Raw genomic sequence first — 25,851 nt, 5'->3', positions numbered from 1 at the left:
ACGCGCCTAGTCGAGACACCCACCATGACCCTGACCGAGTTGAAATACATTGTCGCCGTCGCCCGCGCCAAGCACTTCGGCCACGCGGCCGAAGCCTGTTTCGTGGCCCAGCCCACGCTGTCGGTCGCCATCAAGAAGCTGGAAGACGAGCTGGGCGTGCTGCTGTTCGAGCGCGGCGGCTCCGAAGTCTCCGTCACGCCACTGGGCGCGCAGATCGTGGCGCAGGCCGAGCGCGTGCTGGAGCAGACCGCTGCCATCAAGGAACTGGCCAAGCAGAACAAGGACCCGCTGGCGGGCCCGCTGCGCCTGGGCGTGATCTACACGATCGGCCCGTACCTGCTGCCGCCGCTGGTCAAAAACCTGATCGACAACGTGCCGCAGATGCCGCTGGTGCTGCAAGAGAATTTCACGCACAAGCTGCTTGAATTGCTGCGCCAGGGCGAGCTCGACGCCGCAATCATGGCGCTGCCGCTGCCCGACCACGGCATGGCGGTGCAGCCGCTGTACGACGAGCCGTTCATCGTGGCGATGCCCAAACACCACCCATGGGCCAAGCGCAAGGAAATTTCGGCCGAAGACCTGAAAAGCGAAACGATGCTGCTGCTCGGTGCCGGCCACTGCTTCCGGGATCAGGTGCTGGAAGTGTGCCCGGAAATGGCGCGCTTCTCGGCGCCGGGCGGTGGCACCGGCATGCAGCGCACGTTTGAAGGCTCGTCGCTGGAAACGATCCGCCACATGGTCGCCAGCGGCATCGGCCTGACGGTGCTGCCGCGCGCGTCGGTCACCGACCTGAGCGAGTCGAACGGCCTGCTGGCGTATGTGCCGTTCACCAGGCCGGCGCCGTCGCGCCGCGTCGTGATCGCCTGGCGCAAGAGCTTCACCCGCCGCGCCGCCATCGATGCGGTGATGCAGGCGGTGAGTGAATGTCACCTGCCCGGCGTCGAGATGATCACGTACGAGGCGGCGGCGTAGCGCCGGTCCACACGGCCGGCGGCGCTGGCAGCGCTGGTGTAGCGGCTTTGGCGGTCTGGTCCGCATCGTCCGCATCGCCGTTGGCCGCAGACCCGCCCCTGACCGCTTCGAGCTGCGACGGCGAGAACACGATGGTCTGGGTCGGGAACGCCAGGCTGATGTCAGCCGCTTCCAGCCGCTCGAAGATCGTCAGCAGCAGCTTTTCGCGAATGATCACCTGCGTGTCGAACTCGTGCACATCGATGTGGGAAAACACCTCGATGTTGAAGGCGCGCTCACTGATGCTGCCCAGGCGCGCGCGGTGCCCTTCTGCCATGTTCTTTTCTTCCGCCAGGACTTGCTGGACGATGAAAATCGCTTCCTTCAGCTTGGCCGACGAGTTGCCGTAAGCGATCGCGATCACGGGATTGAACAGGAACCGGTCGCGCGCAGCGTAGTTTTCGATCTGGCGCGCCGACAGGTCGCCATTCGGAATCGTCACCACCGTGCGCTCGTTGGTGCGGATGCGGGTCGAGCGGATGCCGACGTCTTCCACGGTGCCCACCACGTCGCCGACCTTGATGAAGTCGCCCACCTGCATCGGGCGGTCGGCAATCACGGTCACGCTGCCAACCAGGTTTTCCACTGTCTTCTGGGCGCCCAGCGCCAGCGCGATACCACCGATACCGAGCGCCGCAATACCCGTCGTGACGTCGATGCCGAAAGTGCTCAGGATCGCAATGCACGAAAACGCCAGCAGGATGACCTTGGCGGCGCGGCGCGCCAGCGTGATGACCGAAATGACCTGACGCCGCTGGCTGCGCTGCATGCGGGCAATCGCCAGTTCCGAGATCGCATCGACCAGCCGCAGACCGAACCACACCAGCGCGATGACGGAGACGATGCCGGTATAGCGCAGCAAGGTCTGGCGCGCCACGATCGACACCGGCAGCTGCTCGGCCCAGTTGTAGAACACCCCGACGGCGATCAACAGGCTCACCGGCGGCAGGGCCGCCTCGAAGAAGCGGTACAGGCCATTGGCTTCCGGATCGGGCACGAGTTTGCGCATGCAGAACACGATCAGCGCCGACAGCATCCACAAGCCGCCGAACACCAGCACGCCAAGGCCCAGCAGCAGCGCCCAGTCCTTCAGCGGTGCGCCGGCAACGATGACCTGGTCGGCCGCAGGTTCGGTGACCACGGGCGCGCGCTTGGTGGCTGCGGTAATCTGGGTCAGCGTCTCGCGCGAGACGCGCCATACCTGATGCTCGCCGTCCTGCCCTTTCGTGAGCAGCACCGGGATTTTCTTGTCCTGGATGGCGATCTCGCCGACACGCTCCTGATCGACCGGCAAGTCGTCACTCACCTTGCCATTGGGGTCGTTGGACAGCGTGATGAACGTGTCGAGCGTGCCGCCATCGTCCAGCACCGCATGGAACGCGCGCGCCTGCTCCACCGCGTTGGTACGCTGGCGTGAGCTGGTTGCTGGCGGCAAGTCGAAGTACAGCGCGGTGCGATCGTAGTCGGATTGACCAAGGGCGCCGAGCAGGCCGGAGACCATGGAGCGCGGCGTCTCGCGCTTGAGCGGATCGGGGACGGCAGATTCAGCGGCGGCGGGCGCCTCGGCGTCCTGGCCGGCGGCAAACGCCGGCGGTTGGGTCAGTCCCAGCAGCAATGCCAGGGACAGCGAGACCAGTAATCTCATGGAAAATACTCTATTCAAAACGACTCCTTGCACGTGTTTGATCGCATGGCGCATGGCGCATATTGAATGGCGTCAGCCGGGCAGGAGCAACGGTGCTGTCGCCGCGACATAACGTGTCTGCGGATGCGCAGTGACGGACACGCGGTGTCAGGGCCAACTTGCTGGCCCGAACGTGCGATGCGATCGGTTCGATGGCCGGACAGTCATGTCCGGGACCCAAAGTCTAGCATCCTGCCGATGTCATGCCCGCACTATTGCTGAGAGCGCAAGGGTGGCGAAGGCCGTTGGCGAGGTGTCGTCAACCTGACCATTCACCTATTTGCTGGCTGCGTCGACGGGTGCGCGCGACCCGATTTGCTTGTCCAGGAAGCGCTCGACGCGGCGCCAGAAATCGATACGATTTTCGGGCAACCGCCAACCGTGGCCCTCTTCACTGTATTCGACCCATTCGACCTGGCTATTTTGTTTCTTGACTGCTGAATAAAATTGCTTGCCGTGATGAATAGGCACGCGCTTGTCTTCGCCGCCATAGGCCAATAAAACGGGCTGATGTATTCGGGACGCTTGCTGAATTGGTGATGTTGCATGCAACTGCGCAGCATCTTTTTTGGTATCCCCGATCAGGACAGGCATGCCATATTGCAGATAGGCCTCGGACAGGTCCGACTTCGACAACCAGGTCCCGGTAAACATCAGCTTGATGTCTGTCACCCCCATCCAGTTGATCGCGCAGCGGTAGAGGGATGGATCGTTGATCAGTCCCATCAGCGCTGCATAACCGCCATAACTTGCACCCGCAATACAGATTCGCTGCGGATCGGCGATACCCTGGCCAATCGCCCAACGTGTGCCGTCTGCGAGATCGTTTTGCATGGCCAGGCCCCACTGTTTCAGGCCCGCCTCGAAGTGTTTTGCACCAAAGCCAGTGCTGCCACGAAATTCCACTTCGAGTACCGCATATCCGCGCGATGCCAGGAACTGGGATTGCGGATTCCAGCCCCAGCTGCTCCCACGTGTCCAGGGACCACCATGGACCAGCACGACCATGGGCAGATTCTTGCTGGCGCCGCCAGACGGCAAGGTCAGCAAGCCGGACATGTCGAGGCCGTCTCTTGCCTTGAACTGGACTGCCCGCTGGCGGCCCATCCCTGCAGGATCAATCCTGGGGTAGGCTTGTCCAATGGGGTCGAGCTGACCTGATTTGGTATCGTACAGAAAGTAGCTCGACGGCTGCACGTCGGAGTAGGCTTCCACGAGCACCCATGGCGCGGCCGGCCGGGCTGGCACTGAAATCAGGTTGACCGTGCGTGGCAAGGCTTTGTCGATGGCATCCTGAAGTGCTTTCATCGTGCTGTCGAACCAGAGGTTGGTCAGCGCATCCGTGGTGAAACGCACGCCCAGCATCTTCTCGTTCTGAACCAGTTCACCCGCGAAGTCGTAGCCGGCCGTGGCAACCAGCGCTTCCTTGCTGACAGTCCCGTTCGCAAGATCGAGCGTTCGCAGTGTTGCCAGATCGTCACCCGCCCGTGCGATCACATACAGCGTACCGTCACGGCCAAAGCCGATGGGCTTGATCTCGCTACCAAGGTTCTTGTAAATCTCGTAGCTGGCCAGTTCCCGCCACTTGTCTGTTGTTTCGTCGCGATAGTAGATCGTTCTTTGCAGGTCGGTGTTCAACAGTGCCAGCCTTGGCTCGCCCCTGGCGTCGAGCATGAAACTGCTGACCTCGACATCCGGCTCCGATGCGATCTCGCCTTCACCGGTCACCGTGTTAATGCGCCGCAGCCGCGTGCCGAAATATTTGTTGTTCTTGTCGAACATGGGCCGTTCAACGTGGAGCCAGTCAGAATTCTGGCTGCCGGCTTGCGACATCAGGAGGGTGTTCCATGGCTGAGGTGCATTCTGCCCGTGATTTCGGGCGGCCAGCTGCTTTTTTCGTTCACCGTCCCGGTCGACGGCATACAGCCCAGGCCCGAAATCATACGATGCATAGTTATCAGTACTATCGCGCAGGTTGTAGACAAGACGTCGGTCGTTCACCCACTGGAAATCGGCCACATCTGCGTCGCGATATTCGGCAACCACTTTCGCGGCCTTGGTCGCGAGTTCGACGACGGCGAGAAAATCGCGGCGCCCCGGCTTGCTCAATCGGACCGCCAGAAACATGCCATCTGGCGACAACACAGCGCCGCCAAAAGCATCGTTTTCAAAAAAGTGTTCAACAGGGGCGAGCGGCGCGGGGATTTGCGCCACTGCGCTGGCAACAAATCCAAAAGTCACTGCTGTACAGAGCACGCACCGTCCAATCGTACTCTGCCACCAATCCTTACTTTTCACGCATCCCTCGCACACATCTGAAAAACGGCAAGGATAGCGCATCCGAACAAGGGCAGGAAACATCGTATGCCCATCCGTTGCAAGCGCACACGCAGTTCCGCTGCCGGGCCAGAGTGATTCGCCATATCGAATCGACGGCTTGTCTGAAAGGTGCTATTTTCACCGATAATTTATTTTCGGTAACAATCATGCAGACCACACCGGGCACGCGCCCGAGCTTCTTCACCTCCCCCACCTTCTGGCTCATCCTGCTCAATATCGGCGCCTGGGTGTACCTGGGCATGAGCGGCGTCGACTGGATGTCACCCAGCCCGGCCGACCTGACTGCCTGGGGCGGCAACCTTGGCCCCTATACCCTCACTGGCGACTGGACGCGGCTCGTGACATCGATGTTCCTGCACGGCGGCGCGCTGCACCTGGGCCTGAACATGTTCATGCTGTCGCAGATCGGCCCATTGTCCGAGGCGGTCTGGGGCCGCACACGCTTTACATTGCTCTATCTGTTGTCGGGCCTGTTCGGCGGGCTGGCCAGCGCCTGGTGGTATGCGAGCGTGGCCGTGCGCAATACGGGCTACGACCTGATTCCCTCCGCGATGGGCTTCACGCCGCATTTCGCGACCACGGTCAGCATTGGCGCATCCGGCGCGCTGCTCGGCGCATCCGGTGCCCTGCTCGTGCATGCGCTGTGCGCCGGCAACGCGGCCAAAATCGAATTGAAAGTCATCTTCCAGGTGGTGGCGCTCAATATCGGCATGGGCTTCTTGATGACCGGCACCGATAACGCGGCCCACGTCGGTGGCGCGCTCGCCGGGATCGCCATCGGCGCCCTGCTGATGCTGCCAGGGCGTGTGTTGCGGATCGGTACTGCGGTGCAGTCGGCGGTCGTATTCGCCGTCAGCCTTGGCGTGCTGGTGGTGCTGGTGAAGCAGCCGCCATCCGACCAGGTCAGCCGGATCGCGCAGATCCTGCGCGCATCGGAGGTGCTCGCCGCGCAGCGGGACGCGGCGCGGGCCGTGAATCCTGAACGCCCGTAACGTCGTCCACGTCGTGCAACATTGGTTTGAACGCGTGGGCGGGATACCCGCCCACCCTACGTCGTCCACGCGTTCAACGCAATGCAACCAACCCGATCAGCCTTGGCGGCGACGGGCCACCATCAAGCCGCCCAGCAGCAGCGGCAGCATCAGCGCGATCGTCGACGGTTCCGGCACTTCGGCCACGATCGAGAACGTGTCGCCAGCGCGCATGCCGCTGGTATCGAGCAGCCAGTCACTACGGCCATCGACGAGCGTCGGGTTCCCGAACTGGAACTCGGCCGGTTCGCCGTTGGCAAACGTGATCGCTGCGTTGTAGAACGAGCTGTTGACGCTGAGGTCCTGCGAGAACGCAGACACGGTGCCCGGCGCCGCGAAACGGATGCCCTGCAAGCCAAAGTTAAACTGCGGGAACGACATGCCGCTCAGGTTGAACACCATTGCGCTCAGGCTCAGCGGTCCAGCCAGGTCGGCTTCCTGCAGCACGAAGTTGAGCGTCGTGCCGGCAAAATTGCCCAGCTCCAGGTCGAACGAGACGGCGCCGGCGGCGCTGTAGTCGGTCACGGCATTGCCAGCCGCGCTGTCCGAACTCACCAGCAGCGCTGCGTGGCTCGACGTCGAGAACGCCAGCGCAACCAGGCCGGCGGTAATGAATTTGTTGATGGTCATAATGAATATCCTTGAATGAATGCGGTAAGAATTACAGCGGACCCTTGGCCCACGGACCCGAGATCGCGAACGTGATGCCTGGCGTCTGGATATTGACGAACAGGTAGCGACCGGTCGGATCGAAGCAGGCGCCGGCAAATTCATTGCCGCGGCCATCGCCGGCCAGCGCCGTCGACTTGCCGGCGGCGGTCAGCTCGGCCGTCGTCAGGTTCACGTTATTCTTGGCGAAAATGTAGGCATCACCGGCGCCCGTCAGGCCCATCAGGCGCTGGCCGAAACCGAAGGTGTCGGTGATCGGGCTGGACGAGTCTTCGCAGATCAGCAGGCCATCGCGCGGGCTGACCGCCAGGTTGTCACCCATATTGCCGATCAGCGGGCTCGGGCTCGAGTAGATGCACTTGAGCGTCTGGCTGGCCAGGTCCAGCTCCCAGATTGCGCCACGGTTGACCGGGCCGCCCGACGTGTCCATCACGTACAGCTTGCCCTTGGTGTAGAAGATGCCTTCGCCGCGGTTCATGCGCAGCGCGCCCTTGGCCCAGCCCTGGTTGAACGGGCCGGCGGCATTGCTGATCGCCTGGCCGTTCAGGCCCACGCTGTTGCCGCGGTTGGCGTCCGGGTTCGGGATCGACACCCATTCCAGTTCGTACGTCAGGTCGACCGATGCGGTGGCCAGGTTGACGTTGTTGACGCCCTTGACCTTGGCCATCTCGAGCACGCCGCCGCGCGCCAGCGAACCGGCCGCGCCCGTTTTGATGTCCGGCACGTAGCGGTAGAAGCCCGACTTGCCCGATGCATCTTCGGTCAGGTAGACATTGCAGTTGGTCGGATCGACGGCGGCGGCTTCGTGCGCGAAGCGGCCCATGTTCACGATCGGCTGGCCGGTCGTCTGGCGCGGATCGACCGTCACTTCGAACACGTAGCCATGCTTCTTGCCGCCGGCAGTGATCGCGTCGGAGCCGACTTCTTCGCAGGTGAGCCACGTGCCCCACGGCGTGACGCCGCCGGCGCAGTTCTGCTGGGTGCCGCCCAGGCTTGGCGTCATGCTGACCCAGTCGCCGTCGCGGAACACCAGGTTGGTGGTGCCGCCGCACGAGCGGTTGGTCGTGGTGGTGTTGATCGTGCCGCCGTCGTAGAAGCTGTAGGCGTTGATGAAATTGCCAGCTGCACTGCTGGTGATTTCATGATTGCGCACCAACACCTGCTCGGTGCTGCGGCCGACCTTGCGGGTGGCGATCACGCCCATGCCGTCGTGGCCCGCCGGGCATGGCCGGCCATCGGTCATGATGTCGCCACGCCAGCCATAGCTCTTGTACGTGAAGCCAGGCGGCAGTTGCAGCAGCGGCAGGCCGGTGCTCAGGTCATTGGTCGGCGCGATCGGGCCGTACGGGCTGTCGACCAGCGCGGTGACGCCATTGGCGGCGGCCGCTTCACGGGCGTGCAGCGCGGCAAAGGCGCCGACAAATGGCAGCGCGCTGGCGCCAGCGATGCCCTTAAGCAGGTTGCGGCGCGACGGCGACGTGTCTTGGTTGTTCATGTGTGCTTCTCCATTGATTGGACGTGCGAGCCGGTGGACCGGCATCTCGAATGTTGGCAGCGCCTGAGCGGCGGCCCGCCTGTCCTTACCACCCCGGCTTGGACCGATGCATTAAAGCAAACGATCATGTCAAGTTAATGACAACAAAAAGACAATTTTTCAGCCTGCACGGTTGGTCGTGACATCTGCCTGTCATGCACATCGCATGGGGCCTGCTGCGGCAAGGGTGCGCCGCGCAGCGTCGCCAAACCGGCTAGAATTGCTGTCTTCCGATCAATATTTTTTGCGACAAAAAAGCGAACACATGAACAAGCTGGCGCTCTACTTTCGCCTGATCCGGGCCGACAAGCCGATCGGCATCCTGTTGCTGCTGTGGCCCACCCTGTGGGCGCTGTGGATGGCCTCGGGCGGCGTGCCGGCCCTCGATGTGCTGGCGATCTTCGTGATCGGCACGGCGCTGATGCGCTCCGCCGGCTGCGCCATCAACGACTACGCCGACCGCGACTTCGACCGCCACGTCAAGCGCACGGTCGACCGCCCGCTCACGAGCGGCAAGATCCGGGGCTGGGAAGCGGTGATGGTCGCGGCCGTGCTGGCGATCGCGTCGTTCCTGCTGATCCTGCCGCTCAATGCGCTGACCAAGCAGTTATCGGTGGTGGCCGTGGTGGTGGCCGGCACCTACCCGTACTTCAAGCGCTTCTTCGCCATTCCGCAGGCTTACCTGGGCATCGCGTTTGGCTTCGGCATTCCGATGGCGTTTGCCGCCGTGCAGGGCGCGGTACCGGGCGTGGCCTGGTGGCTGCTGGTGGCGAACGTGTTCTGGGCGGTGGCCTACGACACCGCGTATGCGATGGTCGACCGCGATGACGACATCAAGCTGGGCATGCGCACGTCGGCCATCACGTTCGGGCGCTTCGACGTGGCCGCCATCATGCTGTGCTATGGCGCGTCGCTGGCCATCTTTTTGCTATGCGGCTGGTCGCTTGGGCTGCGCTGGTGGTTCGTGGCCGGGGTAGCGGTGGCGGGGGCGATCGCGCTGTATCACTACACGCTGATCCGCCATCGTGACCGGATGAACTGCTTCAAGGCCTTCCGCCATAACAACTGGCTGGGGGCCGCACTGTTCATTGGTGTCGCACTAGATTATGCATTAGGTTAATATTGTCCGAAATGCATTCATCGCTGCTCCGGCAGCGTGATCGACCACCACACCAAGAGGCCCAATATGATCGAAAAAATCCCGACCCAGACGAATACCCGCGACCAGCTGGTCAATGACCTGAAAAGCGTCATCGGCGACGCGGAATCGTGGCTGCGCAACGGCAGCCAGCTGACCGGCGAAGAACTCAAGTCGGCCAAGGCCAAGTTCGAGCAGACGCTGGCCTCGGCCAAGGTCGGCCTGATCAATGCCGAAGAAACCGTGGTCGAGCGTACCAAGGTCGCCGCCAAGGCCACCGACGAATACGTCAAGGACAACCCATGGAAATCGGTTGGCCTGGGCGCTGCCATCGGTGTCGTCATCGGCATGCTGATCGTCCGTAAATAAGATGACGATCCCCGCGACCATTTCGCGCATCGGGGCCACGCTGCTGGCCATGCTGCGCACGCGGCTGGAGCTGGCGACGCTCGAACTGCAGGAAGAAACGCACCGCCTGTTCGGGTATGTGGCCTGGGGCATCGCGGCCGCCTTCTTCGGCCTGGTCGCGGTGCTGCTGCTCATCCTGTTCGTGCTGGTGCTGTTCTGGGATACGCACCGCCTGCTCGCCGTTGGCGGCATGACGCTGCTGTTCGCGCTGGGCAGTGTGCTGGCGTTCTTCAAGGTCCGTGGCGACCTGACGAACCGTGGACCAATCATGGCTGCCACGCTGGCCGAACTGCGCAAGGATGCGCAAGCTGTCAAAGGAGAGCCGATCGATGACGTCAAAATCTGAACCACTGGCGGTGCGCCGCCGTTTGCTGGCTGCGCAATGCGCCGAACAGCGCGCCCAGATGTCGGCCGACGTGACGCTGCTGCGCACGCCGTCGGCGATGGGCGGCACCACGGGGTATGTGGTGCAGCACAAGAAAGCCATCCTGACCGCCGCCGGCGTCGGGGTGGGCATTCTGCTGACCAAGCCGACCTGGGTGGTCGGTGCGATCACCGCAGCATTGTCGGCCTACAAGCTGGCGCAGAAGGTGTTGCCCGTATTAGGGTGGCGGAAGTTCGAAGTACATTGAACGGTTTGCGGTTCGCGAACTGACTTGGGTTCCCGCCTGCGCGGGAACGACGGTTTCAGGGTTGGCAGCTACGGATGTTGATCGTGGCAATCAGCCTCCAGACCGTCGTTCCCGCGAAGGCGGGAACCCAAGCTTTTTACAGGCACCGCACGCTCAATCCTGACCCAGCTCGTCCCCGAGTTCCTTGCCACGCGCCGCTGCAGCCTGCATCGCCGCGACGATCGCGCCTTTCACACCTGCCGCTTCCATGCTCTCGATTGCCGCATGCGTCGTGCCGCCCTTTGACGTCACGCGCGCGCGCAGCACGTCGACTGCTTCATCGGACTGCGCCGCCAGCTGCGCTGCGCCCGTGAACGTGGCCAGCGCCAGCTCCCTGCCCTGCTCCGCATTCAGGCCCATCGCGCGCGCCGCTTCCTGCATCGCTTCGAGGAAGTAAAACACGTAGGCCGGCCCGCTGCCCGAGACCGCCGTTACCGCATCGATCTGCGCTTCGTCGTCCAGCCACACGGTCTTGCCGACCGCGCGCATGACGGCGTCGGCCTGCTCGCGCTGCGCGGCGCTCACGGCCGGCTGCGCCGCCAGGCCCGTCACGCCCATGCCGATCAGCGCCGGCGTATTCGGCATCGTGCGCACGATGGCGTCGTAGCCGCCGAGCCAGCGCGTCAGGTCACTGCTGCGGATGCCCGCGGCGATCGACAACACCAGTTGGCGCGTCAGGTGCGGCGCCAGTGCTGTGGCCACTTCGCGCATCTGCTGCGGTTTCACGGCCAGCACGACGACTTCAGCATGCTGGACACCCTCGTCGATGGCAGTCGCGGTGCGCACGCCGTAGTCGCGCATCAGGCGCTCCAGTGCTTCGGGATTGCGGTCCACCACGTGGATCTGCGCGCCGGAACCCGCGACCTTCACGAGTCCGGAAATCAGGGCTGCGGCCATATTGCCGCCGCCGATAAAGACGATGTTCATGGTGATCCTGTCAGGTGTAATCGCGTTTGCCAAAGATGGCGCTGCCCACGCGCACAATTGTCGCGCCTTCGGCGATTGCCGGCGCCAGGTCGCCCGACATGCCCATCGACAGCGTATCCATTTCCAGGCCGTCGGCGCGCAGCGCGTCGAACAAGGCGCGCACGCGGGCAAAGGCGGCGCGCTGTTCTGCGACATCGGTGGTGGGCTCGGGGATCGCCATCAGGCCGCGCAGGCGCAGGTTGGGCAGTTGCGCCACCTCGCGCGCCAGGGCCGGCAATTCCTCAGGCGATGCGCCGCTCTTGCTGGCCTCACCGCTGATATTCACTTGCAGGCAGATATTCAGCGGGCCCAGTTCGGGCGGCCGCTGCTCCGACAGGCGCTGCGCGATCTTGAGCCGCTCGACCGTGTGCACCCAGGCGAAGCTGGCGGCGATGGGTCGCGTCTTGTTGCTCTGGATCGGTCCGATGAAATGCCACTCGACGGCCGCATCTGGTTGCGCCTGCGCGACGCTTGCGATCTTGTCGAGCGCTTCCTGCAAATAGTTTTCGCCGAACGCCAGCTGGCCGGCAGCCATCGCATCGAGCACCGCCTGCGCAGGGAACGTCTTCGATACAGCCAGCAACTGGACGTCGTTTCTGGCGCGTTCCGATGCCTTTACAGCATCGGTGATTGTCGCTTCGACAGCTTGCAAGTTCCCGGCGATTATGGACATAATGATTTTCTATAGGAAATATTTTTGAGGCCGTTTGCGGCACTGGGATTATAAATGGACATATCGGAATTACTCGCTTTCTCGGTCAAGAACAAGGCCTCGGACCTGCACCTGTCGGCCGGCCTGCCGCCGATGATCCGCGTCCATGGCGACGTGCGCCGGATTAACCTGCCGCCGCTGGAGCACAAGGACGTGCACGGCATGATCTATGACATCATGAACGACGGCCAGCGCAAGCAGTACGAAGAAGTGCTCGAGTGCGACTTCTCGTTCGCGATTCCGGGCCTGGCGCGTTTTCGCGTCAATGCATTCAACCAGGAACGGGGCGCCGCCGCCGTGCTGCGCACGATTCCATCCAAGATCCTGTCGCTCGAAGACCTGAATGCACCGAAGATTTTCGGCGAACTGGCGTTGAAGCCGCGCGGCCTGGTGCTGGTCACGGGCCCCACCGGCTCGGGCAAGTCGACCACGCTGGCGGCAATGGTGAATCACCTCAACGAGCAGGAATACGGCCACATCCTGACGATCGAAGACCCGATCGAATTCGTCCACGACTCCAAGAAATGCCTGATCAACCAGCGCGAAGTCGGCCCGCACACGCTCTCGTTCAGCAATGCGCTGCGCTCGGCGCTGCGCGAAGATCCGGACGCGATCCTGGTCGGCGAGTTGCGCGATCTGGAAACGATCCGCCTGGCGCTGTCGGCCGCCGAAACGGGCCACCTCGTGTTCGGTACGCTGCACACGTCATCGGCCGCCAAGACGATCGACCGTATCGTCGACGTGTTCCCGGCCGAAGAAAAAGAGATGGTGCGCGCAATGCTGTCCGAATCGCTGCAGGCCGTGATTTCGCAAACGCTGCTCAAGACCAAGGACGGCTCGGGCCGCGTCGCGGCGCACGAAATCATGATCGGCACGCCGGCCATCCGTAACCTGATCCGCGAAGCGAAGATCGCCCAGATGTACTCGGCGATCCAGACCGGCAGCAATGTCGGCATGCAGACGCTCGACCAGAACCTGACCGACCTCGTACGCCGCAACATGATCTCGTCGGTTGCTGCGCGCAGCGCCGCCAAGATCCCCGAAAACTTCCTCGGCTAAGGGCCATCCATGGAACGCGACCAGGCTACCAAATTCATGTTCGACCTGCTGCGCTTGATGGTGACCAAGGGCGGCTCGGACCTGTTCATCACGGCGGGCTTTCCGCCGGCGATCAAGATCGACGGGCGCATGACGCCCGTGTCGAGCCAGCCGCTCACCAGCGGCCACACGGGCGACCTGGCGCGCGCCATCATGAACGACAAGCAGGGGGCCGGCTTCGAGCTCACGCGCGAAGCCAACTTTGCGATCACGCCGGGCGACCTGGGGCGCTTCCGTGTCTCGGCCTTTATGCAGATGGGCTGCGTGGGCATGGTGCTGCGCGTGATCACCACGGCGATCCCGAAGTTCGAGGAACTGAGCCTGCCGGACACGCTCAAGGACGTCGTGATGACCAAGCGTGGGCTGGTGATCATGGTCGGCGCGACGGGTTCGGGCAAGTCGACGACGCTGGCGGCGATGGTCGGCTACCGCAACGAGAACAGCTACGGCCACATCATCACGGTCGAAGACCCCGTCGAATTCGTCCACCCGCACCGGAACTGCGTGATCACGCAGCGCGAAGTGGGCGTGGACACCGACAGCTTTGAAGCAGCGCTGAAAAACTCGCTGCGCCAGGCGCCGGACGTGATCCAGATCGGCGAGATCCGCGACCGCGAGACGATGGAACACGCCATCGCATTTGCCGAAACGGGCCACCTGTGCCTGGCCACGCTGCACGCCAACAGCGCCAACCAGGCGCTGGACCGCATCATCAACTTCTTCCCCGAAGAGCGCCGCCAGCAACTGCTGATGGACCTGTCGCTGAACCTGAAAGGCCTGGTATCGCAGCGCCTGATTCCGAAGAAGGAATCGAAGGGGCGCGTGGTGGCGATCGAGATCCTGCTGAACTCACCGTTGATTTCGGACCTGATCTTCAAGGGCGAAGTCCATGAGATCAAGGAAATCATGAAGAAGTCGCGCGAGCTGGGCATGCAGACGTTCGACCAGGCGCTGTTCGACCTGTACGAGGCCGACAAGATCACCTACGAAGACGCGCTGCGCAACGCGGACTCGGTCAATGACCTGCGCTTGAACATCAAGCTCAATAGCAAGCACGCGAAGAACCGCGATTTTTCGAGCGGGACGGAGGCGTTGGGGTTGGTGTAGCCGCTTGTAGCATCAACCTCGTCACCGTCGTTCCCGCGCAGGCGGGAACCCAAGCTCGAGCACAGCCACCGACGGGCACTTTCGCGGCAACGCACAGGACTTAGGTTCCCGCCTTCGCGGGAACGACGGTCAGGTGGCGCGTCCCAGTTAAAACCGCGACTCCAGCGTCACCCGCGCCATCGCCTGCCCATCCGAAAACGTCGTCCTGCGCTGCACGCCGTTGTCGTCCACATAGCGCGACTCGGACACCGTATCCTGCGCCAGCAGATTGGTTGCCGCCAGCCGCAGCTGGTAGGTCGGATTAAGCTTCCACAGCGCATACACATCCAGCTCGCGCCGCACGCTCTGGTAGCGTGACTGCTCCACGTTCACGCGCACATTGCCGCCGTTCTTGAAGGCGAAGCTCGCGCCTGTCGTGAGCTTGCCGCCCGGCGTCTTGTAGTCCACACCGAGCGTGCCCGATACCGGCACCTGCTGATCGAGCCGGTTGTCCGGCCCCGGCACCGCATCGACGCGCGACCAGTTGCGCGCCAGGCTGGCGCGCAGGTCGATGTCCGACACGTCCTGCAGCACAGCCGACAGCGGAAACTTCGCCTCGAGCTCCAGGCTGCGCGTGAGCGCGTCGCCATCATTCACCGGCGTCTGGATCCAGCGACCGTCCTCAAAAAGCAGGCCCTGGCGTGTGTAGTCGCTGATGCGCCGCACCGACAGGCTGGCACTCAGCAGCGCCTTCTCGGCCCAGTAATGTTCGTAGGACGCGTCGATGCCGGTCGCCAGTTCGGGCTTGAGGTCAGGATTGCCGCGGTAGTCAGGGTCGGTCTGGCTGTTGTTCGGGGTCGTGAAGCGCCGTGGAATCAGGTTGCTGGCCGCCGGTGCCTTGAACGTGCGCGTCAGCGCCAGGCGCACCTGGTCGCGGCTGTCCGGCAGCTTGTAGAGCGTCTGCGCAAGCGGGCTCCAGACACTGGCGCGGTTGATGCTGGTGTCGAACGTGTTGCCACTGCTGCGCGTTTCCAGCCCTTCCCAGCGCAGGCCCGCGTACATCGACCATTGTTTGGTCACGTTCCACTCGTCCTGCACGAACAGCGCCAGGCGCTTGAGGGTGGCGTCGTAATCTTCATCGCGGCGCAGCGTGCTGCCCGCGAGCGGGAACAGCTCCAGTTCGCCGCGTCCATCGTCGCGCAAGGTATGGCCAGCGTCCCAGCCCATGGACAGCGCGTGGTCCTTCTTCCATGGCCGCGAATACTTGCCCACCGCGGTGACGCCAACTTCGTCAGTGGCACTAAGCACGGTGGAGTCGCGCGCGAGACGATCAACACTGTCCAGCGTGCGAAAGTCGTTTTCATGCCAGTTACCGCGGCTGCGCGACCCGTTCATGCCCAGTTTCAGCTCGAACCTGGCGCCTTCTTCCAGGTTATGCATCCAGGTCAGGTCCGAACGCAGCGTCGTGTTGGTGCCCTTGCTGCGCACGTCGCGCTCGTCGTACAGGGGACGCAGGCCAAGAATGGTCTCGGTTGAAGTGCTGCCCTGGTAGTTGTTGCGCTGGTGCGCGACGAGCGATTGCCAGCTGACCGTGTCGCCGTTCTCCAGGCTCCAGTTCAGCCGTGGTGTGAGGTTGATGCCTTGCGGGCTGCCACGATCGGCCTGCTCGCTGCGCCGCACGAAGATGGGGCGCCCAGCCGCATCGATTTGCGACTCCTCGAATGGCGACGGGCGATCGAACTCGTAGCGCCAGGCGCTCGCGGCGAGCGAGTACGACATCTTGCCGACGCGGTCCGACATGGTGAGGCTGGCCGAAGGATTGCTCACCTCCCCACTTTTGCCGTAGCCCACGCGCAGTTCGCGCTGCGCCTTTTTCACCGCGCGCTTGAGGACGATATTGATGGTGCCGGCGATCGACTGGGTCGAGAACTCGGCGCTGGCGGCGCGCAGGATTTCGATGCGCTCGATCGACTCGGGCGAGAGCTGGTCGATGTCGAAGCCGGCCGGCGCGCGCTCGCCATTCAGAAGGATCTGCGTGTAGCCGCTGCCCAGGCCACGCATGCGGATCTCGCCACCGCCACGCCCGGCGCCGCCGCTGACGGTGATCCCCGGCAGGCGCTTGAACACGTCGAGCACCGAGGTGTCGCCGTAGCGCCGGATTTCCTCGGTCGAGACCACGATCTTGCTGGCGGTATCGTCGCGGCGCGGATCGTAGCCGTTGGCGTCGGCCTTGACTTCGACCTTCTGGACAGTGTCCGTGGAGAGTGCCGGTGCCGCGGTGTTCTGGGCGTAAGCAGGCAAGGCAGACAGGGAAAGCGCGACAAGCGTGGGGCGAAGCATCTGGGGGACAGTCATGGCAGATTCAAAGGTGCCGTATTCTGTCATGCCCCTGCTGCTCCGAACAGCACGTCGTCAAATTACCCGACGCGCATACGGATCAAACGCTCACCCGCCCGGCCCCATGCCGCCGCCCGGTGGCCCGAACCCTGGTCCACCGCCAGGCCCGCCCCGCGGTCCATCCGGTCGGCGCCCGCCCGCGCCACCAAAACTGCCGAAGCGGTACGACAGCCCGACGTACACGAGGCGTCCTTCCTGGCGGCGGATGCTGTATTCGCGCAGGCGGTCGGTCTCGGTGATCGATTCGGTCTTTTGCGAGTCGAAGACGTCGTTGACGTTCACTACGAGGCTCAGGGCCTGGCTCAGGTTGCGGCGATAACTCAGGTCAGCGCTGCGCGTCGGCTGGCGGTAGCCTTCGCCAAACAGCGTCTTGCCCTGCGCGTTGAGTACCAGTTGCAGGCTGTTGGTCGGGTTAATCTGGTAGCTCACGCGCGCCCGGCCGCTGAGCGACGTGGCGCTGCGCTTGTCGTCCTGGCTGTTGCCCAGCACTGACTGCTCGGAGTACCCCAGGTTGCCGCTGGCGTTGACCGTCAAGCTCGGGGTCACGCGCCCGCTGAACGTGAATTCCATGCCGCCCGAGTTGCTGCTGCCGGCGTTCTCGCGCGTGGTCAGCAGCACGGTGTCGGAGATGAAGGTGCGTCGCTCCTGGATCAGGTCCGAGTCGCGCCGTGCATACAGACGCACATTGGTCTCGACCTTGCCCAGTTTGGTCTCCAGCCCCAGTTCGATCGAGTCGGTCTTGGTGGGCATCAGGTCGGGATTGCCCGACGAGACGTTGGTTTCGTCACGGTAGACGACGAAGGGATTGAGGTCGCCCGCGCCCGGCCGGCGGATGCGGTGCGCGTAACTCAGGCGCAGCGCCGTGTCGTCGGACAAATCGTAGGTGAGGAACGCGCTCGGGATCGCGTCGAAGTAATGGTTGTTGGCCTTGACGTTCGTGGTGACCTGGTTCAGATCGAGGTCGGTGTACTCGGTGCGCAACCCGCCCAGCAAGCCCCATTTTTCGGCCAGGCGCAGTTGATAGGTACCGTACAACGCCACCGTCGTTTCATCGAGCTCGAAGCGGTTGGTGCGCTGGTTGCTGAGGCTTTCGGCCAGCGTCGCCTCGTCGACATTGAAAAAGCGCGTGTCGAACACATTGCTGTTCTGCGCGACCTTGTAGCCCGCCTTGAACACGCCCTTCTCGCCCGGCAGTTCATAGTCGCCCGTGAAGTCGATCACGCGCGTTTCGGTCAGGTTGTTCTGGTGCGTGCGCGGCGCGGTCGAATTGGCGGGGCGCACCGTGTAATCGCTGGCAAAGCGCGTGTCGGCCTCGCCCTTGTTGCCCGACAGGCGCAGGTCGACCTTGAGGATTTCGCCGGGCCGCGCGCCCTTGTGATCCAGGCCACCACTCAGGCTGTAGCTGCGATTATCGTTGTCTCGCACGCTCGAACGCAGGTAGTCGCCGTCGATGCTGCCGTCGGCGTTGACGCCGCGATAGCGCTCCTGCGACTGCCCGTCGCTGCCGTTGGCCGAGAAGCTGGCCTTGGCCGACAGCACATCCTTGTCGCCCAGGTTGTAGGTCAGCGAGCTGTTCATGCCCACGGCCTCGGTGTCGGTCTCGCTGTTCGAGCGCTGCGTGCTGCTGGCCACGGCGCCGGTAAGCGGATCGATCCGGTCGCGGTTCGTTTCGCCGTCGGAGCCACGCGTGTCGCGCCGGACGTACACGCCGCCCTGCACGCTCATGCGCCCGGTCGTGTAGCTACCGAAGCTCGACGCATTGGCGCGCCCTTCCGGGCCGACGTTCGCATTGACAGCACCGAAGCCGCCCGGCGTGCGCTCGCGCCGCATCACCAGATTGATGATCGGGCCGCCCCCGCCTTCGTTGCCGAACTGCGCGCCGGGGTTGTTGATCACTTCCACCGAATCGAGATCGGCCGCCGGAATCGCGCCCAGCGCCGCAGCGCGGTTCTCGCCCTGCATCATCGCCGACGGCTTGCCATCGACGAGGATCTGCACATTGCTGCGCCCCCGCAGCGTCACGTTGCCGTCCGCGTCCACCGCCACCGACGGCACCTTGTTGAGCGTGTCGGCGACCGTGTCGTTGGTCGACGCGGCGTCGCTCTTGACGTCATACGCCTGGCGGTCGATCCGGTTGGACGAACGCGCGGCCGTGACGGCGACGGTAGAGGCGACGGGAACGTCAGCCGCCTGCAGCGCCGGGGCGGTCGGCGTCACGGCGCCGGTGACGGGATCCGCAGGGCGTACGGCGGTTTCCTGGGCAAATGCACAGACAGGCGCAAGCAGCGCGAACAACAGGGCGGAAGAACGGTGACGTGACATGAATACCTGGGTGACGGGACGTTTGGACGAGCGTGATTGTCGCACGCGTCATGCCCGGAATTTGTTAAGAAATGCTAAGACGGACGAAATGTCACAGCATTGATCGGCGAACGGACGCCGCCGGGGCCAACGCTCTGCCGTGCGTTCGTCAGCAGTAGCGTAAACTGTATTGTTTACAACAAGGAGACCTCAGATGAATGCCTACGATTTCAACGCCACTGCCCTCGACGGCCAGCCGGTCGACCTGCAGCGCTACCGCGGCAAGGCGCTCCTGATCGTCAATACGGCCAGCGCCTGCGGCTTCACGCCGCAATACCAGGGGCTCGAAGCGCTGCAGCGCCGCTATGCGGACCAGGGCCTCGTGGTACTGGGCTTCCCATGCAACCAGTTCGGCCACCAGGAACCGGGCGACGAAGCAGCGATCGGCGCCTTCTGCGAAAAGAACTACGGCGTCACGTTCCCGATGTTCGCCAAGGTCGACGTCAATGGCGACGACGCGCATCCGCTGTTTCGCTTCCTGAAGGGCGAAGCGCCCGGCGTGCTGGGCACCGAGGCGGTCAAATGGAACTTCACCAAATTCCTCGTCAACCGCGAAGGCGCGGTCGTCACGCGCTACGCGCCGACCACCAAGCCGGAAGACCTGGGCGGGGATATCGAGAAGGTGCTGGCAGGCTAAGGGAGATTGCACCGGCGGTTCATGGAAAGTGCCGTCTCAACATCGTGATCGTGGCGGCATCCTTGTCGGACATCGTTTCACTACGTCGCCGCCACACCGTGACGCCGCCGTCGTTCGACAGACACGTGAGCGTCGTCGCTAACGAATCGAGGTTGCAGCGGAATGTGCTGCGACCGGCGGCATCGACACCATTCAACACATGCGGAACGATGTGTACTTGACGGGTAGTGGCCTCGAGCGTCGCCTGTATCGGCATGCCGAAGGGGATGGTCGATAACTTCAGGCCGCTCTTGTCCATGCCCTGCATGCGCGCCATGAGTGGCGAAGCGCCGGAGATCATGCCGAAGCCATCAGTTGCAAGAAGCATATCGGTTTGCCGGATGTCGCCCTCGCCGACTGCTTCGGACGTGTGCCAACTTCCCTGGAGCGACGAAGGCAGCGCATCGGCCGCGCTGGCGGCAAGCTGCCAGCATGCGGCGAGTACCAGCAATCCTGCGTGCTTACGGCGCAAGGGCAATCACCTCGTCACCTGGTCCCGGCTCGCAGCGTGCGCCCAGCGGCATCCAGCCGCGTCGCACGACAATCCGGCGCTCGTCGTGGCAGATTTCGACACGCTGCGTCTCGGGCGCGCGGCGTTGCACGAACGCCTCGATGGACGCCGGCACGCTGACCTGCAGCGACAGCGCGTGCAGGTCCTCTACCGGGTGGTCATCCACGTGCACGAGCGGCACGAACTGCCCGGCGAACATCGTGAAATGCGATGGCACCTTGACCGGACCGGGAACGTAATCGTTCGCGCGCAACCAGGCCTGCGCTTTTTTCCGTGCGTTGCCGTCACCTGCCGCGCCGCCCCAGGCGCTGGCCATCAGCTCGGCCACCCACTGGTTGCAGTTCTGGTACTTGGTGCCGTAGGCATAGGCGTTGGCACTGTATTGACCGGCCAGCAGGGCCAGCGCCAGCGCCTTGTCGCGGGCGGCGCGTTCGAGCGATGCGCTGTCGTCATCCGGCAGGAATAACAAGGCAATATGGCCCTTGCCCGGTGCGTCGGCGCCGAGCGCGAAGCCGGCGATGCCCTGGTCAAAGATGTACGGACGCGCCTCGTCGCACTCGTAATACAGCTGGCGCACGGCCCACGGGCTGCCCGGCGTGTCGCGCAATGCGACGCCGGCGTGTGAATACACCAGATTGAAGCGGCTCAGGTCCGTGCCGGCGCGCGCGATCAGGGCGACCTTGCCGTTCGAGCGCGCCAGCTCCTGCTTGACGACGCCAGCAAAGCGCAGCACGCGGTCCTGCTCGGTCGCGCTGAGGTCGCGCGAGCGGTCGCAGAAGGTGGGAAAGCCGGCCCAGGCACTGCCGCTCGCACACAACAGCAGCGCCAGCGCGGCCTGGCGCACGAGCATCAGATCGTGACTTTACGCGAGCCCAGTTCGCGGTACCACTCGTCCTGCAGCGCCAGGAAGAACGGCCGCTGGGTGTCGGCGTAGGCGAATTCGTAGCCGTAGGCGCGCTCATTGACCTGGACCACGTCGCCCGCGATCACGGTGCGCGTCGCGAGGGCGCGGTTGGGCACATCGAGCTCGAACGAACGGGCCTGGCCGGCGGCGGTTGCGCGCAGCGTCAGACGGGTAGTGTCGGGCTTGTTCGGGGCGTGCGCGATGTTGATCACGCGGTACTGGCCAGCGGCGACCTTGTCATTGTCGCTCGAGCTGTTGCTGGAACCGCTGACCGAATCGGAAATGCTGGCCGACGACGCCGAGCCGGCGCTGGACGCGGACGACGCGAAGCTGTCAGCCTGCGCGGGCGCATTGCAGGCGGCGGCGAACAGGGTCAGGCACAGCGTGCGGGAAAGGATAGGCAAGGTCATAAAACTCTTTCATTTGGCGAGCAGAACGCTCCTATGGTACAAGCCCTTGCGCCGAATGACCATAGGGCAATTTTATCGCGTCTGAATGCGGGCTGCGCCGTGGGTGATGCAGGCGCGGGTGACGTTGTCCAGAAAGCGGATCGCCACATCCATCGACAGGCCGGGCGGCAGCAGGCTGGCAAGCCCGGGGTCGTCGTTCAGGCGATCGACGCCGTACGCCAGCCGGCGCGACACGTCGCGCGCCAGTTGGCCATCGCTGTTGTAGAGCGCGTCGTAGACGCCTGCTGCTTCCCATACCGGCACGAGGCCCGGGGTGCTGCTGTCTTCGAAGACGATGGCGCGCGGACTGTCTTCGTCCTCGCGCACGAGTTGAAAGGTAAAGCTCAAGATCATTCCTGCTGGTGTTCGTTGCTGGGGTCCGGGCGATGCTACCACGGCCCCTGTCAGTCTGCTGTACAGATCCGATCCAGCAGCTCGATCCAGTGCGTCACGGGCGTCCCGGTGCCCGCCTGCAAATGCGCGATGCACCCGATATTGGCGGACACGATGTAGTCGGCCCCCGTCGCGGCCAGGCTGGCCAGCTTGCGCTCGCGCAGCGCCAGCGAGATGGCCGGCTGAAGCACCGAATAGGTGCCGGCCGAGCCGCAGCACAGGTGGTTGTCGGCGCACAGCACCACGTCCACGCCGGCCGCCTGCAGCACGCCCTCGACCTTACCCCGGATCTGCTGACCGTGCTGCAGCGTGCACGGCGGATGGTACGCCACGGGCGGGCCGCCCTTCCCCTTTGCCAGTGCGGCGATCCGGTCCTGAAATAGGGCCAGGACTTCCGACAGGTCGCGCGTGATCACGCTGATCCGTTCGGCGCGGGCAGCGTACGCGGGATCGTGCGCCAGCAGGTGGCCGTATTCCTTGACGGTGACGCCGCAGCCCGAGGCGGTCATGACGATCGCCTCGATCGCGCCGTTTTCCACGCTGGGCCACCAGGCATCGATATTGCAGCGCATGTCATCCAGCCCGCCGTCCTGGTCGTTCATGTGATAGCGCAGCGCACCGCAGCAGCCGGCCTTGGGCGCCACGGTCAGTTGCACGCCCAGCGCGTCGAGCACACGCGCCGCAGCGGCATTGATATTGGGCGCCATGCCGGGCTGCACGCAGCCATCGAGCACCAGCATCTTGCGCGGGTGGGTGCGTGTCGGCCAGCGGCCCGCCGCGCGTACGGGCGGCAACTTGGCCTGCAACGTCTCCGGCAACAGAGGCCGCAGCAGGCGCCCCGCCCTGAATGCGGGCGTGGCCAGGCCCGCATGCGGCAGGCAGGCCTTGAGCGTCGTGCGCGTGAGCCGCTCGCCCAGGGGCCGCGCCACGCGCTCGTCGACCAGCTTGCGGCCGATGTCGAGCAGCCGCCCGTACTTCACGCCCGACGGGCACGTGGTTTCGCAGTTCAGACACGTGAGGCAGCGGTCCAGGTGCAACTGGGTCTTGCGCGTCGGTTCGGCGCCTTCGAGCACGTTCTTGATCAGGTAGATGCGCCCGCGCGGGCCATCGAGTTCGTCGCCCAGCAACTGGTAGGTCGGGCAGGTGGCGGTGCAGAAGCCGCAGTGCACACAGGATCGCAGGATCGCTTCGGCCTCGGTGCCCTCGCGCGTGCCCTTGATGAAATCGGCCAACGTGGTTTGCATGTCTTGTGCGCCTTATGGATACATGCGGCCGGGGTTGAAGATATGCGCGGGATCGAACGCGTCTTTCATGCGCACGTGGATGCGCGCCAGCGCCGGCGCGAGCGGCTGGAACACGCCGGCCGCCTTGTCGCCGCCCCGGAACAGCGTCGCATGGCCGCCGCAGGCCTGCGCGGTGCGCCGGATCGCCTGCGCAGTACCCGCGTCGCCATCCGCGCGCAACCAGCGCTGGGCGCCGCCCCATTCGATCATCTGCGCGCCGCCCAGCACCAGCGCGCCCGTGGTCGACGGCACCGACAGGCGCCACAGCGCGCTGTCGCCGTCGCCGTCAAAGAACGCCGTGCGTTGTTCGCGCACGGCGTGCCAGAACGCATCGGGCTCCGGCATCACCTCGCCACCGAGGCCCCGCACGGCGGCATCGACCGCTGCCTCGGCGCCCGACAGTCGCAGCGCCAGCACGCCATCGACCCAGGCGCTGGCCGAGATGGGTAATGGCTGACCGCCCCACATATTCAGGGATCGCAGCGCGTCGATCTCGCTGCACGCAAACCGCAGCGTCGTTTCGGCAAAGGGTCGTGGCAGCACCTTGACCGAGACCTCCAGCAGCACGCCCAGCGTGCCGAGCGAACCGGCCAGCATGCGCGAGACGTCGTAGCCGGCCACGTTCTTCATGACGCGCCCGCCGAAGGCCAGCACGTCGCCGCGGCCATCAAGCAGCGTGGCGCCCAGCACGAAGTCGCGCGCGGCGCCGCTCGTCGCGCGGCGCGGGCCGCACAAGCCGCTGGCGATCACGCCGCCCAGCGTGGCGTGCGGGCCGAAATGCGGCGGCTCGAACGCCAGCATCTGGTTGCGTTCGGCCAGCGCGGCCTCGATCTCGGCCAGCGGCGTGCCGCAGCGCGCCGTGATCACCAGCTCGGTCGGCTCGTAGTCGACGATGCCCGCATGAGCGCGCGTGTCGAGGACGGCGCCAGCCAACATGCCGCCATACCAGTCCTTGGTGCCGCCGCCACGGATGCACAGCGCCTGCCCGCTGGCGGCGGCTGCCCTGACCTGCTCCTGGAAGTGTTCGACAGTATTCATCAGAAGCGCGGCAATTCTGGAAACGGCACCTGCCCATGGTGCACGTGCAGCTTGCCGAACTCGGCGCAGCGGTGCGGCGTGGGGATAGCCTTGTCGGGATTGAGCAGCGCGCACGGATCGAACGCATGCTTGACGGCGAAGAAGGCGTCGAGCTCCTTGCGTCCGAACTGCACGCACATCGACCCGATCTTTTCCATGCCCACGCCATGCTCGCCCGTGATGGTGCCGCCCACCTCGACGCACAGCGCCAGGATGGCCGCGCCGAACGCTTCGGCGCGATCGAATTCGCCCGGCACGCTGGCGTCGAACAGGATCAGCGGATGCATATTGCCGTCGCCCGCGTGGAACACGTTCGAGCAGCGCAGGCCGTACGTGACTTCCATCGCCGCGATTCCGGCCAGCACGCGCGCAAGCTGCTTGCGCGGGATCGTGCCGTCCATGCAGTAGTAATCGGGCGAGATGCGCCCCGCCGCCGGAAATGCATTCTTGCGGCCCGACCAGAAGCGCCCGCGCTCCGCTTCGCTCTGCGACACGGTAATCGCGGTGGCGCCGGCGCGCGCCAGCACTGCGCTCATGCGGCTGATTTCTTCGGCCACTTCGAGCGCCGTGCCATCGGCTTCGCACAGCAGGATCGCGGCGGCGTCCAGGTCGTAGCCGGCCTTGACGAACGGTTCGACCATGCGCACCGAAGTGCGGTCCATCATCTCGAGGCCGGCCGGGATGATGCCGGCCGCAATGACGTCGGCCACCGCATTGCCGGCCGTGACCACGTCGGCAAACGAGGCCATGATGACCTGCGCCAGCGCCGGCTTGGGCACCAGTTTCACCGTCACCTCGACGACGATGCCGAGCATGCCTTCCGAGCCGATAAACACGGCCAGCAGATCCAGGCCCGGCGCATCGAGCGCGCCCCCGCCCAGTTCGACGATGTCGCCCTCGATCGTGGCCACGCGCACGCGCAGCACGTTGTGGATCGTCAGGCCGTATTTGAGGCAATGCACGCCGCCCGCGTTTTCGGCGACGTTGCCGCCGATGGTGCAGGCGATCTGCGACGACGGGTCGGGCGCGTAATACAGGCCGTGGCTGGTGGCGGCTTCGGAAATCGCCAGGTTGCGCACGCCCGGTTGCACGACAGCGGTACGGGCAAGGTGATCGACCCGCTTGATCGCGTTCATGCGCGCGGTCGAGAGCACGACGCCATCGTGGATCGGCAGCGCGCCGCCCGACAGGCCGGTGCCGGCGCCGCGCGGAACCACCGGCACGTTCAGTGCGCGGCACACGGCCAGGATGGCCAGCACCTGCTCTTCGTCGGTCGGCAGCGTCACGATCATCGGCAACTGGCGGTACGCGGCCAGGCCATCGCATTCGTAGGGCCGCGTGTCTTCGGGCGCAAACAGGACGCACGCCGCGGGCACGCGCGCCAGGAGCGCGGCGACGACCTGCGCACGTCGGTCAGACAAGGCTGGATTGGACGAAGACATGGGTCGATTG

Annotated in this window: 24 protein-coding genes; 9 read left to right on the top strand and 15 right to left on the bottom strand. The window is 64.5% G+C overall.

What is annotated here, in order from left to right; all coding sequences use genetic code 11:
- Nucleotides 1-24 precede the first annotated feature (24 nt).
- Nucleotides 25-972: a LysR substrate-binding domain-containing protein gene (locus ACZ0AJ_RS01005; RefSeq protein WP_258836589.1), complete on the top strand. Its 948-nt coding sequence runs from the start codon at nucleotides 25-27 to the stop codon at nucleotides 970-972.
- On the opposite strand, the gene ACZ0AJ_RS01000 is transcribed toward ACZ0AJ_RS01005, so the two are convergent.
- Both ACZ0AJ_RS01000 and ACZ0AJ_RS00995 read right to left on the bottom strand, forming a co-directional pair.
- Nucleotides 950-2,656 carry a mechanosensitive ion channel family protein gene (locus ACZ0AJ_RS01000; RefSeq protein WP_499453345.1) on the bottom strand — a complete coding sequence of 569 codons (1,707 nt, stop codon included), beginning with the start codon at nucleotides 2,654-2,656 and terminating at the stop codon, nucleotides 950-952. The two genes, ACZ0AJ_RS01005 and ACZ0AJ_RS01000, sit on opposite strands and share 23 nt — an antisense overlap.
- Before the next feature lie 315 nt (nucleotides 2,657-2,971).
- The gene (locus ACZ0AJ_RS00995; protein ID WP_499453343.1) at nucleotides 2,972-5,056 is read right to left on the bottom strand and encodes an alpha/beta hydrolase family protein; all 2,085 of its coding nucleotides are present in this window, start codon (nucleotides 5,054-5,056) and stop codon (nucleotides 2,972-2,974) included.
- A 125-nt stretch (nucleotides 5,057-5,181) separates the two neighbouring features.
- On the opposite strand from ACZ0AJ_RS00995, the gene ACZ0AJ_RS00990 reads away from it, so the two are divergent.
- Nucleotides 5,182-6,027 carry a rhomboid family intramembrane serine protease gene (locus ACZ0AJ_RS00990; RefSeq protein ID WP_499453341.1) on the top strand — a complete coding sequence of 282 codons (846 nt, stop codon included), beginning with the start codon at nucleotides 5,182-5,184 and terminating at the stop codon, nucleotides 6,025-6,027.
- A 96-nt stretch (nucleotides 6,028-6,123) separates the two neighbouring features.
- Here ACZ0AJ_RS00990 and ACZ0AJ_RS00985 read toward each other — a convergent pair whose 3' ends face one another.
- Together ACZ0AJ_RS00985 and ACZ0AJ_RS00980 are read right to left on the bottom strand one after the other, a co-directional pair.
- Nucleotides 6,124-6,696, bottom strand: a complete 573-nt coding sequence (locus ACZ0AJ_RS00985; protein WP_499453339.1) for a PEP-CTERM sorting domain-containing protein — start codon at nucleotides 6,694-6,696, stop codon at nucleotides 6,124-6,126.
- Between the two features lie 31 nt (nucleotides 6,697-6,727).
- On the bottom strand, nucleotides 6,728-8,230 hold the full coding sequence (locus tag ACZ0AJ_RS00980; RefSeq protein WP_499453337.1) for a PhoX family protein: 1,503 nt from the start codon (nucleotides 8,228-8,230) through the stop codon (nucleotides 6,728-6,730).
- A gap of 304 nt (nucleotides 8,231-8,534) precedes the next feature.
- Between ACZ0AJ_RS00980 and ubiA the strand changes: the two genes are divergently transcribed.
- The 4 genes from ubiA to ACZ0AJ_RS00960 all read left to right on the top strand — a co-directional run bounded on the left by ubiA (nucleotide 8,535) and on the right by ACZ0AJ_RS00960 (nucleotide 10,447).
- A complete protein-coding gene (ubiA, locus tag ACZ0AJ_RS00975; protein WP_332532989.1) occupies nucleotides 8,535-9,389 on the top strand; it encodes a 4-hydroxybenzoate octaprenyltransferase in 855 nt (284 codons plus the stop codon).
- Between the two features lie 66 nt (nucleotides 9,390-9,455).
- Complete coding sequence (locus tag ACZ0AJ_RS00970) at nucleotides 9,456-9,776, top strand: ElaB/YgaM/YqjD family protein (RefSeq protein WP_332532988.1); 321 nt, start codon at nucleotides 9,456-9,458, stop codon at nucleotides 9,774-9,776.
- Nucleotide 9,777: 1 nt separating this feature from the next.
- Nucleotides 9,778-10,161, top strand: coding sequence for a phage holin family protein (locus ACZ0AJ_RS00965; RefSeq protein ID WP_183556975.1), 384 nt, complete (start codon nucleotides 9,778-9,780; stop codon nucleotides 10,159-10,161).
- The gene (locus ACZ0AJ_RS00960) at nucleotides 10,145-10,447 is read left to right on the top strand and encodes a hypothetical protein (protein ID WP_183556973.1); all 303 of its coding nucleotides are present in this window, start codon (nucleotides 10,145-10,147) and stop codon (nucleotides 10,445-10,447) included. Before ACZ0AJ_RS00965 ends, ACZ0AJ_RS00960 begins: the two co-directional genes overlap by 17 nt.
- Nucleotides 10,448-10,600: 153 nt before the next feature.
- Here ACZ0AJ_RS00960 and proC read toward each other — a convergent pair whose 3' ends face one another.
- Both proC and ACZ0AJ_RS00950 read right to left on the bottom strand, forming a co-directional pair.
- Entirely contained in the window at nucleotides 10,601-11,413 is an 813-nt protein-coding gene (proC, locus tag ACZ0AJ_RS00955) for a pyrroline-5-carboxylate reductase (RefSeq protein WP_499453333.1), read from the bottom strand.
- 10 nt (nucleotides 11,414-11,423) lie between these two features.
- A complete protein-coding gene (locus tag ACZ0AJ_RS00950; protein WP_499453331.1) occupies nucleotides 11,424-12,125 on the bottom strand; it encodes a YggS family pyridoxal phosphate-dependent enzyme in 702 nt (233 codons plus the stop codon).
- A gap of 54 nt (nucleotides 12,126-12,179) precedes the next feature.
- Between ACZ0AJ_RS00950 and ACZ0AJ_RS00945 the strand changes: the two genes are divergently transcribed.
- Together ACZ0AJ_RS00945 and ACZ0AJ_RS00940 are read left to right on the top strand one after the other, a co-directional pair.
- The gene (locus tag ACZ0AJ_RS00945; protein ID WP_183556967.1) at nucleotides 12,180-13,223 is read left to right on the top strand and encodes a type IV pilus twitching motility protein PilT; all 1,044 of its coding nucleotides are present in this window, start codon (nucleotides 12,180-12,182) and stop codon (nucleotides 13,221-13,223) included.
- A 9-nt stretch (nucleotides 13,224-13,232) separates the two neighbouring features.
- Nucleotides 13,233-14,369 (top strand): PilT/PilU family type 4a pilus ATPase, encoded by a 1,137-nt coding sequence (locus ACZ0AJ_RS00940; protein WP_183556964.1) that lies wholly within the window; start codon nucleotides 13,233-13,235, stop codon nucleotides 14,367-14,369.
- Between the two features lie 147 nt (nucleotides 14,370-14,516).
- Here the strand turns inward: ACZ0AJ_RS00940 and ACZ0AJ_RS00935 are convergent, their stop codons facing one another.
- Nucleotides 14,517-16,703, bottom strand: coding sequence for a TonB-dependent receptor plug domain-containing protein (locus tag ACZ0AJ_RS00935; protein ID WP_499453329.1), 2,187 nt, complete (start codon nucleotides 16,701-16,703; stop codon nucleotides 14,517-14,519).
- A 90-nt stretch (nucleotides 16,704-16,793) separates the two neighbouring features.
- On the bottom strand, nucleotides 16,794-19,067 hold the full coding sequence (locus ACZ0AJ_RS00930) for a TonB-dependent receptor domain-containing protein (protein ID WP_499453327.1): 2,274 nt from the start codon (nucleotides 19,065-19,067) through the stop codon (nucleotides 16,794-16,796).
- A gap of 193 nt (nucleotides 19,068-19,260) precedes the next feature.
- Here ACZ0AJ_RS00930 and ACZ0AJ_RS00925 point away from each other — a divergent pair, with 193 nt between their 5' ends.
- Nucleotides 19,261-19,743, top strand: a complete 483-nt coding sequence (locus ACZ0AJ_RS00925; RefSeq protein WP_499453325.1) for a glutathione peroxidase — start codon at nucleotides 19,261-19,263, stop codon at nucleotides 19,741-19,743.
- 19 nt (nucleotides 19,744-19,762) lie between these two features.
- Here ACZ0AJ_RS00925 and ACZ0AJ_RS00920 read toward each other — a convergent pair whose 3' ends face one another.
- The 7 genes from ACZ0AJ_RS00920 to ACZ0AJ_RS00890 all read right to left on the bottom strand — a co-directional run bounded on the left by ACZ0AJ_RS00920 (nucleotide 19,763) and on the right by ACZ0AJ_RS00890 (nucleotide 25,841).
- Nucleotides 19,763-20,254, bottom strand: a complete 492-nt coding sequence (locus ACZ0AJ_RS00920) for a hypothetical protein (RefSeq protein ID WP_499453323.1) — start codon at nucleotides 20,252-20,254, stop codon at nucleotides 19,763-19,765.
- The gene (locus ACZ0AJ_RS00915; RefSeq protein ID WP_499453321.1) at nucleotides 20,244-21,143 is read right to left on the bottom strand and encodes a DUF2145 domain-containing protein; all 900 of its coding nucleotides are present in this window, start codon (nucleotides 21,141-21,143) and stop codon (nucleotides 20,244-20,246) included. The genes ACZ0AJ_RS00920 and ACZ0AJ_RS00915 overlap by 11 nt, the downstream gene beginning before the upstream one ends.
- A complete protein-coding gene (locus ACZ0AJ_RS00910; RefSeq protein WP_183556956.1) occupies nucleotides 21,143-21,607 on the bottom strand; it encodes a hypothetical protein in 465 nt (154 codons plus the stop codon). Before ACZ0AJ_RS00910 ends, ACZ0AJ_RS00915 begins: the two co-directional genes overlap by 1 nt.
- A gap of 72 nt (nucleotides 21,608-21,679) precedes the next feature.
- Complete coding sequence (locus ACZ0AJ_RS00905; protein ID WP_499453319.1) at nucleotides 21,680-22,000, bottom strand: hypothetical protein; 321 nt, start codon at nucleotides 21,998-22,000, stop codon at nucleotides 21,680-21,682.
- Nucleotides 22,001-22,050: 50 nt separating this feature from the next.
- Nucleotides 22,051-23,283, bottom strand: a complete 1,233-nt coding sequence (gene glcF, locus ACZ0AJ_RS00900; protein ID WP_499453317.1) for a glycolate oxidase subunit GlcF — start codon at nucleotides 23,281-23,283, stop codon at nucleotides 22,051-22,053.
- A gap of 12 nt (nucleotides 23,284-23,295) precedes the next feature.
- Complete coding sequence (glcE, locus tag ACZ0AJ_RS00895) at nucleotides 23,296-24,360, bottom strand: glycolate oxidase subunit GlcE (RefSeq protein WP_499453315.1); 1,065 nt, start codon at nucleotides 24,358-24,360, stop codon at nucleotides 23,296-23,298.
- The gene (locus tag ACZ0AJ_RS00890; RefSeq protein ID WP_499453313.1) at nucleotides 24,360-25,841 is read right to left on the bottom strand and encodes an FAD-linked oxidase C-terminal domain-containing protein; all 1,482 of its coding nucleotides are present in this window, start codon (nucleotides 25,839-25,841) and stop codon (nucleotides 24,360-24,362) included. The genes glcE and ACZ0AJ_RS00890 overlap by 1 nt, the downstream gene beginning before the upstream one ends.
- Nucleotides 25,842-25,851 lie beyond the last annotated feature (10 nt).

The organism is Telluria sp. AC161, assembly GCF_979258535.1.
Note: the sequence above shows the minus strand (reverse complement) of the source record. Positions and strands in the feature narration are given on the sequence as shown.

Coding starts and splice junctions, on each gene's coding strand:
- ACZ0AJ_RS01005 (WP_258836589.1), top strand. CDS start 25: ATGACCCTGACCGAGTTGAAATACATTGTCGCCGTCGCCCGCGCCAAG.
- ACZ0AJ_RS01000 (WP_499453345.1), bottom strand. CDS start 2,656: ATGAGATTACTGGTCTCGCTGTCCCTGGCATTGCTGCTGGGACTGACC.
- ACZ0AJ_RS00995 (WP_499453343.1), bottom strand. CDS start 5,056: ATGTTTCCTGCCCTTGTTCGGATGCGCTATCCTTGCCGTTTTTCAGAT.
- ACZ0AJ_RS00990 (WP_499453341.1), top strand. CDS start 5,182: ATGCAGACCACACCGGGCACGCGCCCGAGCTTCTTCACCTCCCCCACC.
- ACZ0AJ_RS00985 (WP_499453339.1), bottom strand. CDS start 6,696: ATGACCATCAACAAATTCATTACCGCCGGCCTGGTTGCGCTGGCGTTC.
- ACZ0AJ_RS00980 (WP_499453337.1), bottom strand. CDS start 8,230: ATGAACAACCAAGACACGTCGCCGTCGCGCCGCAACCTGCTTAAGGGC.
- ubiA (WP_332532989.1), top strand. CDS start 8,535: ATGAACAAGCTGGCGCTCTACTTTCGCCTGATCCGGGCCGACAAGCCG.
- ACZ0AJ_RS00970 (WP_332532988.1), top strand. CDS start 9,456: ATGATCGAAAAAATCCCGACCCAGACGAATACCCGCGACCAGCTGGTC.
- ACZ0AJ_RS00965 (WP_183556975.1), top strand. CDS start 9,778: ATGACGATCCCCGCGACCATTTCGCGCATCGGGGCCACGCTGCTGGCC.
- ACZ0AJ_RS00960 (WP_183556973.1), top strand. CDS start 10,145: ATGACGTCAAAATCTGAACCACTGGCGGTGCGCCGCCGTTTGCTGGCT.
- proC (WP_499453333.1), bottom strand. CDS start 11,413: ATGAACATCGTCTTTATCGGCGGCGGCAATATGGCCGCAGCCCTGATT.
- ACZ0AJ_RS00950 (WP_499453331.1), bottom strand. CDS start 12,125: ATGTCCATAATCGCCGGGAACTTGCAAGCTGTCGAAGCGACAATCACC.
- ACZ0AJ_RS00945 (WP_183556967.1), top strand. CDS start 12,180: ATGGACATATCGGAATTACTCGCTTTCTCGGTCAAGAACAAGGCCTCG.
- ACZ0AJ_RS00940 (WP_183556964.1), top strand. CDS start 13,233: ATGGAACGCGACCAGGCTACCAAATTCATGTTCGACCTGCTGCGCTTG.
- ACZ0AJ_RS00935 (WP_499453329.1), bottom strand. CDS start 16,703: ATGACTGTCCCCCAGATGCTTCGCCCCACGCTTGTCGCGCTTTCCCTG.
- ACZ0AJ_RS00930 (WP_499453327.1), bottom strand. CDS start 19,067: ATGTCACGTCACCGTTCTTCCGCCCTGTTGTTCGCGCTGCTTGCGCCT.
- ACZ0AJ_RS00925 (WP_499453325.1), top strand. CDS start 19,261: ATGAATGCCTACGATTTCAACGCCACTGCCCTCGACGGCCAGCCGGTC.
- ACZ0AJ_RS00915 (WP_499453321.1), bottom strand. CDS start 21,143: ATGCTCGTGCGCCAGGCCGCGCTGGCGCTGCTGTTGTGTGCGAGCGGC.
- ACZ0AJ_RS00910 (WP_183556956.1), bottom strand. CDS start 21,607: ATGACCTTGCCTATCCTTTCCCGCACGCTGTGCCTGACCCTGTTCGCC.
- ACZ0AJ_RS00905 (WP_499453319.1), bottom strand. CDS start 22,000: ATGATCTTGAGCTTTACCTTTCAACTCGTGCGCGAGGACGAAGACAGT.
- glcF (WP_499453317.1), bottom strand. CDS start 23,283: ATGCAAACCACGTTGGCCGATTTCATCAAGGGCACGCGCGAGGGCACC.
- glcE (WP_499453315.1), bottom strand. CDS start 24,360: ATGAATACTGTCGAACACTTCCAGGAGCAGGTCAGGGCAGCCGCCGCC.
- ACZ0AJ_RS00890 (WP_499453313.1), bottom strand. CDS start 25,841: ATGTCTTCGTCCAATCCAGCCTTGTCTGACCGACGTGCGCAGGTCGTC.